This is a genomic window from Virgibacillus byunsanensis (assembly GCF_042675965.1).
Lineage (GTDB): Bacteria > Bacillota > Bacilli > Bacillales > Amphibacillaceae > Virgibacillus_R > Virgibacillus_R byunsanensis.
This window is the reverse complement of the sequence record NZ_JBHTKJ010000007.1, coordinates 1-16,182: the sequence shown is the minus strand read 5'-3', so window position 1 is coordinate 16,182 and position 16,182 is coordinate 1. Positions and strand designations below refer to the sequence as shown.

Sequence of the window (16,182 nt, the reverse complement as noted above, 5' to 3'; positions counted from 1 at the left end):
TATTTTCAAACAAGGGACTCTGTTACACTTCCTTTATAAAATTCTCAATTAGTTGATATATCTGTTCTCTGCCAGAATGAAATGGCTTAGGCTGAAACGCTTCTGCTTGTTGAATAACATCCTCCAGCCGCTTCTCTTCTTCCCAGCTTAGAATATGTTCTTGGTTAACTAACGCCGATACAATCTGCAGCTGATGGTCGTCGTTATGTTCACCATATTTTTGTAAACGTGCACACGCAATGACGGGTTTTCCCTTTTTTATACCAGTAATAATCGAACCTGTGCCTGCATGTGTGATAATGATTCGAGCCTGCTCACATAATAGATCCATTTCTTTGTAACTGACAAATTGTTTTAACGTCAACAGGTCACTTTCATATGTGGTATGGCCGTACTGGACTATAATATCGTCTTTGATGATGTTCTCACTCTTTAACCGGTCCACTTCCTTTAATAGCCTTGTGAATGGCAATTCATGGGTACCTAACACAACTAATATCAATAGATAGACCCCCCGTAAATAGCTTTAGGATAGATCCCTTTCATTGATTCCCATTGAACAATAAATAAATCTGCTATTGGGTAAACTAATCTTCCTGATAAGGTTGGACTGCTGGTTTTCGCAAAGCTTTCGATAAAGATAACTTTTTTCCGGAAAAGCTTAGCAATATAACACATTGGTACTGCTGTGTGTGCTCCTGTCGTGATAATTATATCGGGTCTTTTATGGATAAAAATACAGAGTGCTTTCATCATATTATAGGAAAACTTAAATATATACCGAAATAGATAATTTCTGGCACCGTAAACAAGCAAAGAGACAGGGTACTTATCCTTCAGATCCATTGTAATCGCACACTTTTCAGTTACGATATGGTATTGATAATTTTTGAAAAGGGGTTCGAGCTGCAATAGTTGTGTTAAATGTCCGCCTACAGAAGAAATAAGAAGTAATTTTTTTGGGTTCAACTTTATTTCGCTCCTATTCTTGATGATAGATTTTTATAAGTTGTCCTATCAATTTTTCTTGGTCATACAACTGTGCTTTCTCTTCCCCATTAGCAATAAGCTCATTGCGCAAATTATCATTTTTTAGTATGGATTCAATCCCGTTGCTTAAAGAAGTTTTATTTTTTGGCTTCACCAATACTCCAGCTTGGTCTTGGAGTAAATAATGTAACCCACCAACATCACTTCCAACTACTGGTGTGTGGCAGGACATTGCTTCTAGTGCAACTAGTCCAAAACCTTCCATGTATGATGGAATCACAAAAACATCTGCAGCAGCTATCCAGATTGCTATGTCTCTTTGTTCCATAGCGGGATGAATCGTGACATCCTTAATTGAATTAGTTGTAATTTTATCTTGTAGACGTTTTACAAAGGCTGGCTCTTTCTGGGCTCCAATTAGGTGGAGCTCTAAGTTACGATAATTTTCTTTCAAGTGACGATACGCTGCTGTAAGTTCTTCTATCCCTTTTGCCTTAATGATGTTTCCTACAAATAGAATCATTATGGATGGTGGAGGTATTTCTAGAGTGCGCTTAGCGATTTCCTGGCTGATTGGTGTGAATATCTTGCGGTTAACACCCATATTTAGAACTGAAATCTTATCTTCGCTCACTTCAAACGCTGTCACCATATCAATCTTCAATTTTTCTCCAACTGCTATGACATGGTCTGCTTCATGCAAAACCTGTTTTGTACGTTTAAAGAAGAATTGGCCTTTTTTAGCCATTTTGTCTAAGTCTCCACCATGTGCAGTCACGATGATACGGGTGCGGAATAATGTTTTGAACAATAGTGCTAGTTGACCGCTTGGATAAACATAATGGGCATGTACGACATCATATTTCCAGCCTCTGGTTAGTAATATATAGATCACTTGAAGTATCCAGATAAGATATTTTTTTAGAACAACTAATTTTCCCGCACGTGGATCATTAACCGCTGCTACATCTACACTCAGTCCTCGGTTCTTAAGTTCTTTCACCTGATTTTTTACAAAGATGCCAAAGGTAGGATTTGTTTCACTTGGATACATCGTACTTATAACTAGTATTTTCTCCACTCTTTCCGTCATCTTATACATGTCCTTTTTCTATTTTTTTATGTAGTCGGATCTCTGTTGTTTCGTGATAACGTATAAATAACCAATTAAAGTGGCCAAATATATACCAGATGCAGGTGATGAGAGAACGTGGCCGGCGACCAGCGCACTGCCTAACCCTAAACAAATTGATAAACCAACAAAAATTATGGAAACATTTAATATGTTTAAACGGGTTTTGAGTATAGTTGCCAAAATATGATAGCCAATATAAACCAACGGAAGAATTAATAGTACAAAGCCCAAGAATCCAAAGTTGTAGTACCAATCCAATCCATCCATTTCAATTAATTTAGGAGCATCTACATAGTTACCACCAATCCCCATTCCAAATACCTTTTGAGATAGTGGAGCTTTCCCGTATTGCTCTTTCACGTTGTTCAGGAAATCATTTCTGCCACTTAATAAATCCTGCTGGAGTTGTTTGGCTTCAAGCTGATCTTCCTCGTCAATAAAAGAACCGTTTTCTTCGTTAGTAAAATTCAATCCAAACGTAAGATTTAAATTATTACCTATTGGCGAACTTGGAGTTACAACGATCGTGACCAATAATAACGTCGAAAGAATTGTGACATTAAGCACGTCTTTTTTACGACGTATAACTTCAAGTATGGATAGTAGAATGGCAACACCCAGCACTATGATGACAGCTCCAAAACTTACTTTCGTTCCCACTGTAAGCATAGCCCAAATAACAAGACCGATTATGGGCAGTAACGTGATTTTATGTCGAACTGTTTTCCTATTAACAAAGTACAAAATCATCACACTAAAGCCCATCGCCAAAATGACACTAAGCTCATTTCCTGAAAAAAACCAACCAGAATGGCCTTCTTTAGCAAGAGAACCATAGCTTCTTTTACCAGTATTCGTAAGACTTGCTACTAGCATTACTACTCCTATGATTGCCATATTAATAAAAATACAGACCTGCACTATTCTTTGCCAACTTTCTCTTATAGAAAATGACTTCATTACAAATAGGTACACGATAAGTAGTTCAACAAAGAATACTGTTTTTATCATATACGTCATTTCAAGTGAGGCCGTAAATTGAATTTTCATCATATAATTAATCATAAAGTGAGTTGCCATAAATAGAGCGAGGACTGCTATATACATAATAGATAGTCTCTTAAGTCTAGTATTTGGCTGCAGCAGTATATATATAAAGCCAACCCCCATTGCCAAAACTCTAAAGACGATCGAGACTGGTATGTTGAAATAAGCCATTACATCTAAAACAGGTTGTAAAAGCAAAAAATAAATAAGCATTGTTTCTATTTTGCTCGTTACTTTATGATTTTTTTGTAATTCCAGATTCATGAGGGGAAACTCCCCCTTTCTCTAAAGGCACCAGATAAATTCCTTTACCTATTATTAGTCATTTTTTCCAAGTTTAAACGGAATAGAAAAAGGTACCCGCTCGGGCACCTTTGATTTTTAACTCTTTATGGTTGGTCTTCCAACAGAGTAGTATTCTATACCACATTCTTTCACTGCTTGTAGCGAAAGGCAGTTTCTTCCATCAAAAATAATCGGATGAGCCAAATACTGTTTGAATAGATGAATTGGGTAGTCCTTTATTTCCTTCCAATCGGTTAATATAACTGCACAGTCAGCATGATCTAATGCTTCTTCTAATAACTCTGTGTAGTTTACTTCTTTTGGAAGAATATGTTTTGCATTACTGATAGCGACTGGATCAAAGGCAGTTATGTTGGCCCCTGCGCTGATTATCTTTTGTACGACTGGAATAGACGAGGCGTTCCTCATATCATCCGTCCCTGCCTTGAATGCTAAGCCTAATATAGCAATTTTTTTACCTTTCAGATCACCAAATCTTTTCAGGATTTTATCGGCTATCCAGTCATTTTGCTTTTCGTTCACATATTTAACAGCCTCTAATATAGACAAGGTATATCCGCTTCTTTTTCCAAGCGTTATGATTGCATTCATATCCTTGGGAAAACATGATCCCCCATACCCAATACCTGCCTTTAAAAAGTGCTCTCCTATACGATTATCCATTCCAATACCCTGCGCTACATCATCCACATTTGCATCAACCTGTTCACATAGGTTGGCAATTTCATTGATAAAGCTTATTTTCATTGCTAAAAAAGCATTTGCTGCATATTTAATCATTTCTGCACTTCTTAGGTCTGTTTTTACAATTGGGATTTTGTATGGTTTATAGAGTTCTTCCATCGTTTTTATGGCTTCTTTATCATCAGAACCTATGACAATTCGATCAGCATTAAACGTATCGTAGACTGCTGATCCTTGCCGGAGGAATTCAGGATTGGAGACGACTTGAATCGAAATATTTTCTGCTGTTTTCTGTTCTATAATGGTTTTTATTTGTCCGTTTGTTCCCATAGGTACCGTACTTTTGGTAACAATCACTGTATTTCTATGTATGTATTTTCTAACTTCCTCGCAAACGGTATATAGTGTAGATAAATCTGCGGATCCGTCATCACTTTGTGGCGTTCCAACTGCTATAAAGATAACCTCTTTATTGGTTAAACCATTTTGAAAGCTGGATGTGAAATGTAAGTTATTTTTATGAATAGTTGTCTGCAAAAGTTCTTCTAAGCCTTGTTCGTATATAGGAGAATGACCTGTTCTTAGTTGTTTTATTTTTTCCTCATTTATATCTATACATGTCACATCATGACCAATATGAGCTAAACACACACCTGTAACGAGACCTACATAACCAGTACCAATTACAGCAATATTCATGTTGATATCCCGCCTTACTATTATATTGGAGTTCCTAAGACTTTTTCTAAATACGCACGTACATCATATTTCAAATCTTCACGATCTAAAGAAAAATCGATGGTCGCTTGAATGAATCCTAATTTATCTCCGATGTCATATCGCCTTCCAGAGAAGGTATAAGACAGGACTTGTTCTCTTTCGTTTACTATATTGATGGCATCTGTTAGTTGCACTTCGCCGTCTTTACCTGGTGGTAATGTTCTTAGAATTTCAAAGATAGTTGGAGTAAGAACATAACGGCCCATAATGGCTAAATTCGAAGGTGCTGTTTCAATTGTTGGCTTTTCAATAAGGGTGTTAATTTTTCTTATATATGAATTCTGATTATCTGCGGGATCTATTACGCCGTACTTTGAAATAGCTTCATCAGAGACCTCTTGCACACCAATTACAGAGGATTGGTATTCCTCATATACATGCATTAATTGGGCCAAACAAGGAGGATCTGATTGTACGATGTCATCCCCTAATAGAATAGCGAACGGCTCATCACCAACAAACCTATTTGCACAAAGAATAGCGTCACCCAAACCCTTCGCTTCTTTTTGTCGTATGTAATGGATGTTAGCTAACTCCGAAATAGATCGAACCATTTTCCGTTTATCGAATTTTCCTTTTTTAGCCAATTCTTCTTCTAATTCATACGAAATATCAAAATGGTCCTCGATTGCCCTTTTTCCTCTTCCCGTTACGATAATGATATCTTCAATTCCTGAATTTACTGCTTCCTCAACAATATATTGAATCGTTGGCTTATCTACAATCGGCAGCATTTCTTTTGGCTGGGCTTTTGTAGCTGGTAAAAAACGGGTGCCTAATCCCGCTGCAGGTATGATCGCTTTTCGGACTTTCATCGGACAACCCTCCTTCATTTGAACAGCCTTTCAAAAAAGATGGATTCCTTTTATTAATACTTATGTATGACAAAGCCATTTTAGTAATGGTTGAACCTTTTTTAGAAAGTTCCACCGACAAATGAAATGTCTTCTACCATAGTAATGCTTCAGGGCAAATGATGAGCGGGACATTGAAATCCCCCTAGTTGCCATCCATTTATTAGCTGTATAAAAGAGGACAGTCCCTTTCCAAAACGCTACTATTTAAAATTTGAAAAAAATGTTAAAATATTAATATATATTACCTAGGGGTTTGGGGGGATACAGGTGTTTTGTCAACAGTGTGGAAAGCAGATAAACGAAGCGTCGATTTATTGTATGAACTGCGGATCAAAAGTAGATCCCGTGACGGTTCCACAAGAAGAAAATGAGATAGAAGACTTGGACATTAATGATAATGTGGAACTTACTGAAGAGGACTCGACAAATGAACTCGACTCAGCTACGAACGAAATAGATGATGTTAAACCATCAAAAACAGATAATAGCCAAGAGGATCGTCAAAAGAGAAGCAAACGAAAATCTTCTAGCACCTTTACCTCCATTCTTCCTTTCCTCATTCCAATTATTAGTATTCTTCTTGCCGGTGGTGGATTAGGCGCTTATTACTACTATGAACAAGACATTAATAATAAAGTATTGGCCTTACAAAAATCAGCTGAAGATGCGGCTTTGGAAGGTGAATATGAGGATGCGAAAGGACTTTTAACTCAGGCGAAAAGTATGCGACCGAACTATGATGTGTTAGAGGCTGACTTACAAATAATAATGCAGGTTAATGAAGTTTTGACAAATCTCGATGATATAGATGAGAAAATCAAAAATCAAAAATACGGTGAGGCTGAAGAGCAACTTTCCGCCTTAAAAGTTACTATAAATGCTGATTCAAGTCCGCTATATGGATCATTCGACGAGATGATAGCTTCCAAAGAAGTAACCATTACCGTTGGAAAAATAAAAAATCAACTGGATGATTTAACAACTGTTGAAGCTTTAGCAGACAAACTTAGTGTTATGGAAACATTATCAACAGATAGCGGAGAAAAAGTACGTCATCAAATTTTAAATAAAATTGTTCAAATAACAACGGATCAGGCTACTGTAGAATTGGATGATAAACAGTTTTCAAATGCTTTAGTAACCGTAAATAAGGGCTTGGAATATAAAACGGAAAATGAACAACTGATTTCTTTGAAGGAAGAGATTGAACAAGCAAAGAGTGCTTTTGAAAATGCTGAGCAAGAACGGATAGAACAAGCGATGGAAGCTGCAGCTAAGGAAGATTTAAAAAATCGCACAGAAGCTGTGGAACTTACCTCCTTTGAAGTTGAAATGGATGAATTCGGGGATCTTTATATCTACGGGGATGTTAGAAATGTAGCGACCAAAGCGATTGATACCGTCAAAATTCACTATACGATATATGATGTGGATGGGAATTACTATGATGATGGTTACACTAATGTCTATCCTTATTATTTAAACCCTGGTGAAGCAGGATCATTTGAGGATGTTTTCTATTATGTGAATGAGGAAGTTACCGTTGAGATTGATAATATAACGTGGTATCTAGAATAAGGCAGGTGAAGGGTATGAAGATAAAGTGGATGTTCAGCATCATCTCCACTGTAATAATTTTGGGCGCGAGTGTGTATGGCTATGTTTATTTTAGCAACGCCATTCCAGGGCAATTGAATGAGCCGTCAAAAATCCTGGCAAGTGAACCAACAAGTGCCGTTGTAAGTGATATTGCTGAACCCAAAGATATGAAAGAAATTATCCATGATAATCAGAAGAGTGTTGTAATGATCGAAGTGCCAAACGGGTCTCTTGGATCTGGGTTTCTTTATAACGACAAAGGGGATGTTATAACAAATGCCCATGTTGTATCTGATGTTATAGATGTAAATGTTACTACTGCTGATTCACGTGAATTTTCAGGAAAGGTAATTGGCATAAGTGGTGATACAGATGTTGCTGTTGTTAGAGTTGACGGGTTAAAAGGGATGGAGCCATTGAAGATGCGTACAGACGAATCAGCCGAAATCGGTGATGAAGTGCTTGCACTAGGAAATCCATTCGGTCTTGAAAATACGGTAACGAATGGTATTATAAGTGGTGTTAATCGTGACTTTGATTTAGCACCCTATCATTATGAAGATGTGTACCAAATTTCCGCACCAATTGCACCCGGGAATAGTGGTGGTCCACTTATTGATCTTACGACTGGAGAAGTGCTAGGTATTAATTCAGCGGCTTCTGATCAGGGTTCGATCGGGTTCAGCATCCCAATTACGAACGTTATAGCATTAATTGAAGGATGGTCTAGCAATCCAATGACTTCCCTGCCAAATGCTGTCCAGCATACAGAGGAATCTGAGAATGAAGAAGTTCCATACGCCACCGATGAAAACCTTGCTCTTAATCTAGTAAACTATTTTTATGAAAACATAAACTATGATGACTATGTAACAGCTTACTCCTTGTTAGGAAGCTCATGGCAATCAAATACATCATATGATCATTTTCGTAATGGTTATTTATATACCAATTTAATCATCATTGATGATATTTTTTCATCTAAAGACGGAGAAATAGTAGAAGTCACTGCCATTATTACCGCTGAAGAACAAATAAGTGGAAACTTAACCTATAATAAATATAAAGTAACCTATACAGTAGGATACGAAAATGGCCAAATGAAACTAATAACTGGTGAAGGTGAAGAAATAAATTAGGGAAATGTTCCCCCACCCGACGCATAGATGGGAGACAGTCCCCTTTATTTATTCTCTATTCTTCGCCAAAATTTCCTTATTCCCTAAGATAAGATAATTCAGTTCTTCTTTTGGTATGTTATTGAATTCCTTCCGTTTTACAAGATAGAAGATGATACCGAGTACAATCCAGGCACCTAATGCGATTCTCGATTCGATTCCTAAGAATGCTGGTGATCCAGGAATTAATAAGAGTGATAAGAATGTTAAACTTGCTAGCATACCGACTGCTGAAATAACTTTTTTCAATGGTGATACGGTATGTTTTTCGGGGTTAAAGTTAGTATCTTTATTCATTCTAAATAATGAAAATGCGGTAAAACATGTATAGAAATAGGCAATCGTGACACCGATTGATGACATGTCTACCACCCATAACAATGCGTCACGGCCAAACCATGGTGCGAACATTGAAATGATCACCGTGAAAATAATTCCGACATATGGTGTCTTGTGTTTGGGATGTAGCTTTGAAAATGCTTCTGGTAAGATTTTGGCACGAGACATAGCGAAAAGTAACCGGCTTGATGAGATGATAAAACCATTTAAGCCGGTGAAAATACCCATCGTTAGTGCTGTTACTAAAATAACTAGTCCCATAGTACCTAGTGTTTCCTGCATCGCAGCCCCTGTGCCCCATACTTGGCCTTCTGCTACTAGACCTTGCCAAGGCTGTGTCATTGCGGTTGCAAGGATCATAAGACTGTAAAGTACTGCTGCGAAAACAATCGCTAGAATAATTAATGTGAATGCTTTTTTTGATGAGAATTTAAATTCCTCTGCAGCCTGTGGAATATTGTCAAACCCAACATATGCCCATGGTGCAATGGCTACAATCGAAATAATTGCTGCAAATGCTGTTGTTTCTGCTGGGAATAGTGGACCAACGTTTGAAAGTCCCGCGCCAGGTTGTGCTCCTACTAAAAATGTTATCGCAACAACCCCAATAATCATGATGCTACAGAAAATAAATTGCATGCGGCCTGTTAAGCCTGTTCCTTTTATATTAAGAAATCCAAATACGCCAAGGGCAACGGATGCTATAATAATTTCCATTCCATAAACGTCCCATCCAGCGATTTGATATAAATGTAAATTTTCGATTAGTGCTGGGAAAACAAATTTAAACATTAATGCAAATGCCGATGCGTTGAGTGCGACAATACATATGTACCCAAGTGTTAAAAACCATCCGCTGATAAAAGCGTGTGTACGGCCTAAACTAATATACGAATAGGCAAATTCCCCACCTGATACCGGGAAACTTTTTATAAGAAATCCATAACTTACGGCAATTAGCATCATTAATAATGCACCAATTACAAACCCGAGTATTACCCCTAACGGTCCTGCAGCTGCCATCCAGGTCGTTGGCTGAACAAATGCCCCCCAACCAATTGAGGATCCTAGGGCGATTGCCCATACCCAGTGTGCCTTTAATGATTTTTTAAGCGTCGTTCTTTCTTCCATATTTTTCGGTCGCTCTTTCATGCTTCGACTCCTTTATTTTTTCTTTCCGACAAATTCCGAGTGATGCCTGTGACTTGTCGAATTATTCACTTCTCCTTTATACCAAATTATGATTTGCTACTCAATGTTGGTTTTGCTAGGCATATCAGGGCTTGAGGAATCATGTGGCCGTATTTTGCTCTTCAATTCATGAAATATGGAATTATGAGTCTATTTGTATGAATACTGGGGCTTTATAGATAGCCCAAATCGATTTTAATTCCATTGCTTTGTTATTGTTTGCTTAGTTGTATCCATACATACATAAGAAAAGCTTGTTCAATTGTATCCTTGTTAGCTTAAGTTGGTAATAGAACAAAGGCGCAAGCGACCGTTTAGCGACGTATGGGCTGCGCCCGCGCATCGCGGGTGGATCGACGTTGCCGCGCAAAGCGGCGAAGTTAGTCGATCTTCCTTAAAGGAAACACGAAGAGCGTAAGCGATTCGATGTTGACTTATCGTAAGGAGGATAAGGAAGTCCACTAACAGCACGGGCGCTGGAGCTGAACGCGGCTTACACAGTCAATAAATTATCCACAGGCTCCAAATTTTATAATTTCCTAGAATATAAAAATAGACCTTCCGCTTTTAAGCAGATAGGTCTCTATTCTCGTCTCTCATCAAACCCGAAATCCAGTTTATCTAATGTAGGTAGTGTACAGCTTATTCACCTTCTGTAAGTTCATCAATCTTTAATTTCAGTTCTCTAAGGATACGTTCTGATTCATCCTGGATCGCCTGCGAATGTTCATTCATACGTTCTTTTTGATCCATGTCCATCTTTGTTTTCAGATAAGCTTGTGCTTCCTTAAGGATTCGATCTCGTTCAGTTGAAACGAACATAACCATATCATGATGAACTTGCTCTCCTACCTCACTACTGCGCTCGTCATATTTTTCCTCTATGATGTCTTTCATTTGTCCCTGTTGACCAGCTAATAATTTACTATAATAATTATTTGCTGCAGCATATGTCACTCCACTTCCGAAAAGTAATGCAACTAGGGTAATAATAATAACTTTCTTTTTCAACATTCCGCCCCCTCGTCAACTATTTGATTTAATAGATTTCATATAACCTATTGTATTCACACTTCTTCAAAATAAGAACAAAAGCGTAAGCGCCCGTTTAGCGACGTATGGGCTGCGCCCGCGCATCGCGGGTGGGTCGACGTTTCCGCGCAAAGCGATGGTTTTAGTCGATCTTCCATATCCGCGTGAGATAAAGGAAACACGAAGAGCGAAAGCGAATCGATGTTGACTTATCGAAAGGAGGATAAGGAAGCACACTAGTCGTTGGGCGCTGGAGCTGGATGTGGCTTACACAGTCAATAAATTATCCAGAGTCTCCAAATTTTATAATTTCCTAGACTAAAAAGAAGGAACCCTAAGATTCCTCCTCTACGTAAATTTCTATAAAAATATCAATGGTACTATACTAGTTTCTCCGCTTATCGTTTCTTCTATTAGCCTCTGCTCTCTTCTATACTTAAGTCGTTTAGCTTCATTTTTCCAGTAGTCAAAAGGATGTTCTGATTCTACTGTAACTCCTTTAAGTTTGCATCGCTCCAGTCCGATATTAGCTTGAATCAGGCCCCACTTTTGCTGGATGTTCTTGTATATTTCCAAGGCTTCCTGGTATTTATTTACAGACCCTTGGTAGTCGCCTTTTTGATAGTTTAATTCGGCATATGAGGAATGAATGTGGCCTTCCCATCCTTTGATGCCTACCTTTTTGATCATTTTCATTGCTTTTTCGAATAGATCTTCGGCAACTTCGTATTTCTTTTCCATACGATAAATGTCACCTAAAGTGCATATAAGAATGGCTTCGTAACGCTCATATCCACTATTTCTAGCTACTTCTATTCCTTTTTCACAAAACGCTCTTGCCCAGCTGAGGTGTCCGTACTCTTTTAGAATGTCGGTGTATTTCCGGAGCGACCGGCAAAGGTAGTTGTTTTGCTCTGTTTGCTCGGCGTGCCGAATCGATTTGATCAACCATTTACGGCTGAATGTTAGATCACCTGACAATACGCCTAAATTCCCACCGAGCATGAACAGTAACTCGTTATATTGCGCGGGCCAATTTTTCGCTCTAAGATCCGCTTCTAATTGTAAAAGTTCTTGGATTAACGGGTCTACCGGCATAAAGAACATTTGGTGATGTACTTTTCGGATAGCAAGATGTGCCGCTTGCTTGGATTCAAGCCTGTTGGTTCCTGAAAAATAGTCATCAATCATAGCGATTGCACGTTTATACTCCCCGTTCAGGTGGACCATATCGATTAAAATTTGCAGGAGTGAGATGCCTAGGTCTCGTGCCCCTAAATCCTCGTATAAGTTCCCTAACGTTTCCCGTAAAAAACGTGACTCTCCGCGGAGCTGTAATTTTTGTAATGTTGGGAGGCAGTCGTGAGACAACCAGTGTATAAAGGCATCTTGTTTCATAAAAGCTTTCCGGTGGAAGATACTCTCCCCGAGAACTTGCACTTCTTTTTCTTTGTTAATAGTGGTTGCAGCGTATTCAGTGAATTTTTCGTCATAGTGTTCAGCCATCGTTTGATGTACGTGTTCATCCAAATCCTTACTCGTATAATCGAGCATTCCTTGGCGCATTAGTGCATGAATAAACAGTTTATCGTTTTCTTTTGTAATAAAAGAGAACTTGTTAAAGTCATCATACTTTGTCACTGGATATCCGGTGGGATGCTCAGCTATCAGGTGAGCAAAAATCTCCTTGTTGTAGAATCTTGGTATGGACATAATTTTCAACGTTTCGATTTCTTCATCGGTTAAATACTGCAAAAAACGGTCGAGAATTTCACGTTGATTGGAACCGAAATTTTCTACATGTATTGCCTCGCCCCGATTCTTCATTTCAAAATATGTATCTACTGATAAATCCAAATGATACGGATGCCCGCTACTAGAAGAAATCATTTTATTGCGAATAGCTTCCTCGGCGACCCCGCAGTTTTCCAAAAAGTGAGCGGCATCATGATGATCAAGGTTTTCAATGATATGATGATCTAAAATGTCCTTCCAGTCGCTATCATATTTTTCCCACTCCAAATACTCCCTGCCACAAATTACGAATAGTACGTTCGGCAATGATCCGATTAAATCTCTCACCCATTTGTCTTTCGTATGTACGGTTGCTTTGTTGCTCAGTCCTGACCAGAGTGCTTCGAACGTGTCGAGGAATATTACAGTACTTGGGATCAGGTGTTTCTCAATCGCTTTTTGGATGTCATATGCAAAAAAGGCGACGAGCTGCTCTTCGATTTCTTGGACTGTGAGATTTTCAAGATCTTTCAAATGGCCTTTGACTTCTTTATTGAGGTTCCAATTCTTCTTCGTATCATAAACTTTTCCAACGATACCCGAAATCGTCCCAGCAATCCCCATGCCATCCAGTACACTAATTACATCGCCAAGGATGCCGAGTTCTTTTTCAAATGGAAGTTTTTTCTCATTAAAGGTTATGTCTGGATTTCGTTTATAAAAGTAGATAGAATAAGCAATCTCAAAGTGTGGGAACGTTATTTTATGTTTAAAGGTAACCTCCCGAACCAGTTCCAGCAATGCCCTGGCCGGAGTGTGGAAGTTACTGTCTTTAAAATCAATGGCTGTATATAAAGCGTTGGGGTCATTTTCAAGTAACTCAATTTTTAACTGTTTTTGCAGACTGGACTTCCCAATTCCACCCACCCCGTAGTACATGATCACATCATGATTCGCTTCTTCCGCGGTTCTATTTTTGATTGCGTTAACTTTATGCAGAAATAATTCTCTTGGAATGTTCCGGTCGGTAAATTGCTTGGTGGCAAAATATTTCCGCTCTTTACGACCTATTTGGAATTTCGGTTGGATAGGCATAAGAATCCTCCTCTTTGGTACTGTCTATGTTTTTTGCGTTGGTTATGTATGTAGTGTTTATTCTATTATAGATTACTTCTTGGTTCTTTTGGAGGATTTTTTGTGGGTGGGGTGCTCGGAGATTAGATGTTATGCACAAAAAGCAGGATTTTTAAGTTTACCTCTGTCATTAACCAGTTGTCGTTAAAATAAGACAAACATCTACGTGCTTCTGTACGTTCGGTGAACTAGACCATAACCCTTGAATTTACAAATATTTAAAAAAGGCCTTGGCAGAACTCCCCTCATTGAAATAAGGGGAGTTCTGCCAATGAATCGTAATGTCTTCCATATCTATTTGTTGTCCGTCAAGAATAAAATACATGCTATTTACCTTGCTTGTGGAGATCGGATAGTGTCCGGTTAAATGCACCGTATACACCAATGGACTCTGAAATCTCCAATGCATTCTTTCTTTTATTCTTGTTTACCTTATTAGCGTGTCGTTTCATAGGTGTCGTTTGGTCAACTTCTCTTGGTTGAGGAATAGCTGCCATCTTTACCACCTCATTATTTTTTATACTATTTTTATAATATTCCATATTTTTATTTCTGTCCATTTTCCCTACTTTATCTATACTATTAATACTAATTTTCACCATTTCATGAAATATAAACAGATAGGTTAGTTTTCCTGGCAACAAGGCTCAACCTCTTTCTTTACTTCTTCAATTTTTATGTCACAGCAGTCTGTTTTACTGTCTGTTTTGAATATCTTAGCAAGTAAGTCTTTCATTCTCGTCACCTCCCATCGTTAAACTAGGTAAAAGATAAATCCTGAAATGGTCGCCAAGCTTATAACAGATGCTACGAACGCGATGACTAGTTGTTTTTGAAAGATTGATTTTAAGAGAATTAATTCTGGCAGGCTCGCTCCCGCTGAACTGATCATCATTGCCATGACTGGCCCGAGCGCCATTCCTTTCATGATAAACACATGTGATATGGGGATCATGCTCGAAAGGCGAATGTATAACGGGATTCCGATGACTGCCGCAATTGGAACGATCCACCATGATTCCTGGCCAAGCCACTGTGAGATCCATTCGGTTGGCATTAATCCGTGAATGACTGCGCCGATTCCTGCACCAATGAGTAAATAGGGATACACTGTTTTCATTAAAGTCAGCGTTTCGTTCCAGGCGTTTTTCCAGTTGAATTTCTTTTCTTCCTCTTCATACCCGGTCATTGTGACGTTTTTGACGTAGCGGGAAAAGCCCAGTTTGTTTAATGTGAGTCCGACAATGACTGAGAATACTGCTGTAACCACGGTGTAGATGATCGCTACTTTCCAGCCAAGGATGACGCCCATAAGGGTAAGGATGGTCGGGTCAAGGACTGGTGATGCGAATAGAAAGATCATTGTAATCGAAAATGGCATATTTTTCCGAAGCATATTTACAATAACGGGTATGGTTGAGCATGAGCAGAATGGTGTAATAAAAGCGAAAACTAAGGCAGCAATAATTCCCACCCATGTATTGCTCTGACTAAGATAACCCTCGATTTTTTTGTATGGAATGTAGGCTTGAAGTGCACTTAGGGCGAATGTGATGATGAAAAATAAAGCTGTTAATTCAAGAGCAATAAATAAAAAGCTTTTTAATGTTTCCATCTTAGTGCCTCCTTTTAATCAATTTTTTTTGATGTATTGTGTAAAAATATATAAGCACGCTGTTTTAGCATTAAATCAAATTAAGTTGATTTATTTTGAAAAAAATATACTAGATCACCTTTTATTAATGTACTGTACTGTATAAAAAATTTGATCAAACGTTTGATCAAGCGTATTTCGATCACTAGAAGTTCCTTTATTTAATTTCAACTCTGTAATCACTTCTATAAATCAAATATATTTGATTTAATGTTATTATATACCAAAAAGTTATAAATGCAACTGTTTTAGTGGGAAAACTTTTCGACAGGAAAGATCACTGCTTGTTGAAGGATAACCCTTCGGCGCGGGTTTCATGAGATGTGGCGCGAGTTTATTCCGTTCTGGCGCGTGTTTATTCCGTTCTGGCGCGTGTTTATTCCGTTCTGGCGCGTGTTTATTCCGTTCTGGCGCGTGTTTATTCCGTTCTGGCGCGTGTTTATTCCGTTCTGGCTGCGTGTTTATTCCGTTCTGGCGCGTGTTTATTCCGTTCTGGCGCGTGTTTATTCCGTTCTGGCGCGT

General features: G+C 38.4%; 14 protein-coding genes. 3 read left to right on the top strand and 11 right to left on the bottom strand.

Going from position 1 to position 16,182, the window contains the following annotated elements:
• Window positions 1-22 precede the first annotated feature (22 nt).
• From pssE to galU, 6 genes are all read right to left on the bottom strand, one after another.
• Window positions 23-502 carry a PssE/Cps14G family polysaccharide biosynthesis glycosyltransferase gene (gene pssE / locus ACFQ3N_RS01705; RefSeq protein WP_390358968.1) on the bottom strand — a complete coding sequence of 160 codons (480 nt, stop codon included), beginning with the start codon at window positions 500-502 and terminating at the stop codon, window positions 23-25.
• Window positions 499-969 (bottom strand): PssD/Cps14F family polysaccharide biosynthesis glycosyltransferase, encoded by a 471-nt coding sequence (gene pssD / locus ACFQ3N_RS01700; RefSeq protein WP_390358966.1) that lies wholly within the window; start codon window positions 967-969, stop codon window positions 499-501. The genes pssE and pssD overlap by 4 nt, the downstream gene beginning before the upstream one ends.
• Before the next feature lie 13 nt (window positions 970-982).
• Complete coding sequence (locus ACFQ3N_RS01695) at window positions 983-2,083, bottom strand: glycosyltransferase (RefSeq protein WP_390358964.1); 1,101 nt, start codon at window positions 2,081-2,083, stop codon at window positions 983-985.
• Window positions 2,084-2,101: 18 nt separating this feature from the next.
• On the bottom strand, window positions 2,102-3,436 hold the full coding sequence (locus tag ACFQ3N_RS01690) for an O-antigen ligase family protein (RefSeq protein WP_390358962.1): 1,335 nt from the start codon (window positions 3,434-3,436) through the stop codon (window positions 2,102-2,104).
• 117 nt (window positions 3,437-3,553) lie between these two features.
• Window positions 3,554-4,861, bottom strand: a complete 1,308-nt coding sequence (locus ACFQ3N_RS01685) for a UDP-glucose dehydrogenase family protein (protein ID WP_390358960.1) — start codon at window positions 4,859-4,861, stop codon at window positions 3,554-3,556.
• A gap of 20 nt (window positions 4,862-4,881) precedes the next feature.
• Entirely contained in the window at window positions 4,882-5,757 is an 876-nt protein-coding gene (gene galU, locus ACFQ3N_RS01680) for a UTP--glucose-1-phosphate uridylyltransferase GalU (protein ID WP_390358958.1), read from the bottom strand.
• Between the two features lie 309 nt (window positions 5,758-6,066).
• On the opposite strand from galU, the gene ACFQ3N_RS01675 reads away from it, so the two are divergent.
• Window positions 6,067-7,377: an FxLYD domain-containing protein gene (locus ACFQ3N_RS01675; RefSeq protein WP_390358957.1), complete on the top strand. Its 1,311-nt coding sequence runs from the start codon at window positions 6,067-6,069 to the stop codon at window positions 7,375-7,377.
• 14 nt (window positions 7,378-7,391) lie between these two features.
• Entirely contained in the window at window positions 7,392-8,537 is a 1,146-nt protein-coding gene (locus ACFQ3N_RS01670) for a S1C family serine protease (protein WP_390358955.1), read from the top strand.
• 48 nt (window positions 8,538-8,585) lie between these two features.
• On the opposite strand, the gene ACFQ3N_RS01665 is transcribed toward ACFQ3N_RS01670, so the two are convergent.
• From ACFQ3N_RS01665 to ACFQ3N_RS01645, 5 genes are all read right to left on the bottom strand, one after another.
• Window positions 8,586-10,046 (bottom strand): APC family permease, encoded by a 1,461-nt coding sequence (locus ACFQ3N_RS01665; protein WP_390359752.1) that lies wholly within the window; start codon window positions 10,044-10,046, stop codon window positions 8,586-8,588.
• 702 nt (window positions 10,047-10,748) lie between these two features.
• Window positions 10,749-11,117: a hypothetical protein gene (locus ACFQ3N_RS01660; RefSeq protein WP_390358953.1), complete on the bottom strand. Its 369-nt coding sequence runs from the start codon at window positions 11,115-11,117 to the stop codon at window positions 10,749-10,751.
• Between the two features lie 381 nt (window positions 11,118-11,498).
• Window positions 11,499-13,967, bottom strand: coding sequence for a tetratricopeptide repeat protein (locus ACFQ3N_RS01655; RefSeq protein ID WP_390358951.1), 2,469 nt, complete (start codon window positions 13,965-13,967; stop codon window positions 11,499-11,501).
• A gap of 365 nt (window positions 13,968-14,332) precedes the next feature.
• Window positions 14,333-14,647 carry a hypothetical protein gene (locus ACFQ3N_RS01650; protein ID WP_390358949.1) on the bottom strand — a complete coding sequence of 105 codons (315 nt, stop codon included), beginning with the start codon at window positions 14,645-14,647 and terminating at the stop codon, window positions 14,333-14,335.
• A 113-nt stretch (window positions 14,648-14,760) separates the two neighbouring features.
• On the bottom strand, window positions 14,761-15,621 hold the full coding sequence (locus ACFQ3N_RS01645; RefSeq protein WP_390358947.1) for a permease: 861 nt from the start codon (window positions 15,619-15,621) through the stop codon (window positions 14,761-14,763).
• 360 nt (window positions 15,622-15,981) lie between these two features.
• On the opposite strand from ACFQ3N_RS01645, the gene ACFQ3N_RS01640 reads away from it, so the two are divergent.
• Window positions 15,982-16,182: hypothetical protein (locus ACFQ3N_RS01640; protein WP_390358946.1), on the top strand; the 201-nt coding region annotated here is incomplete at its 3' end.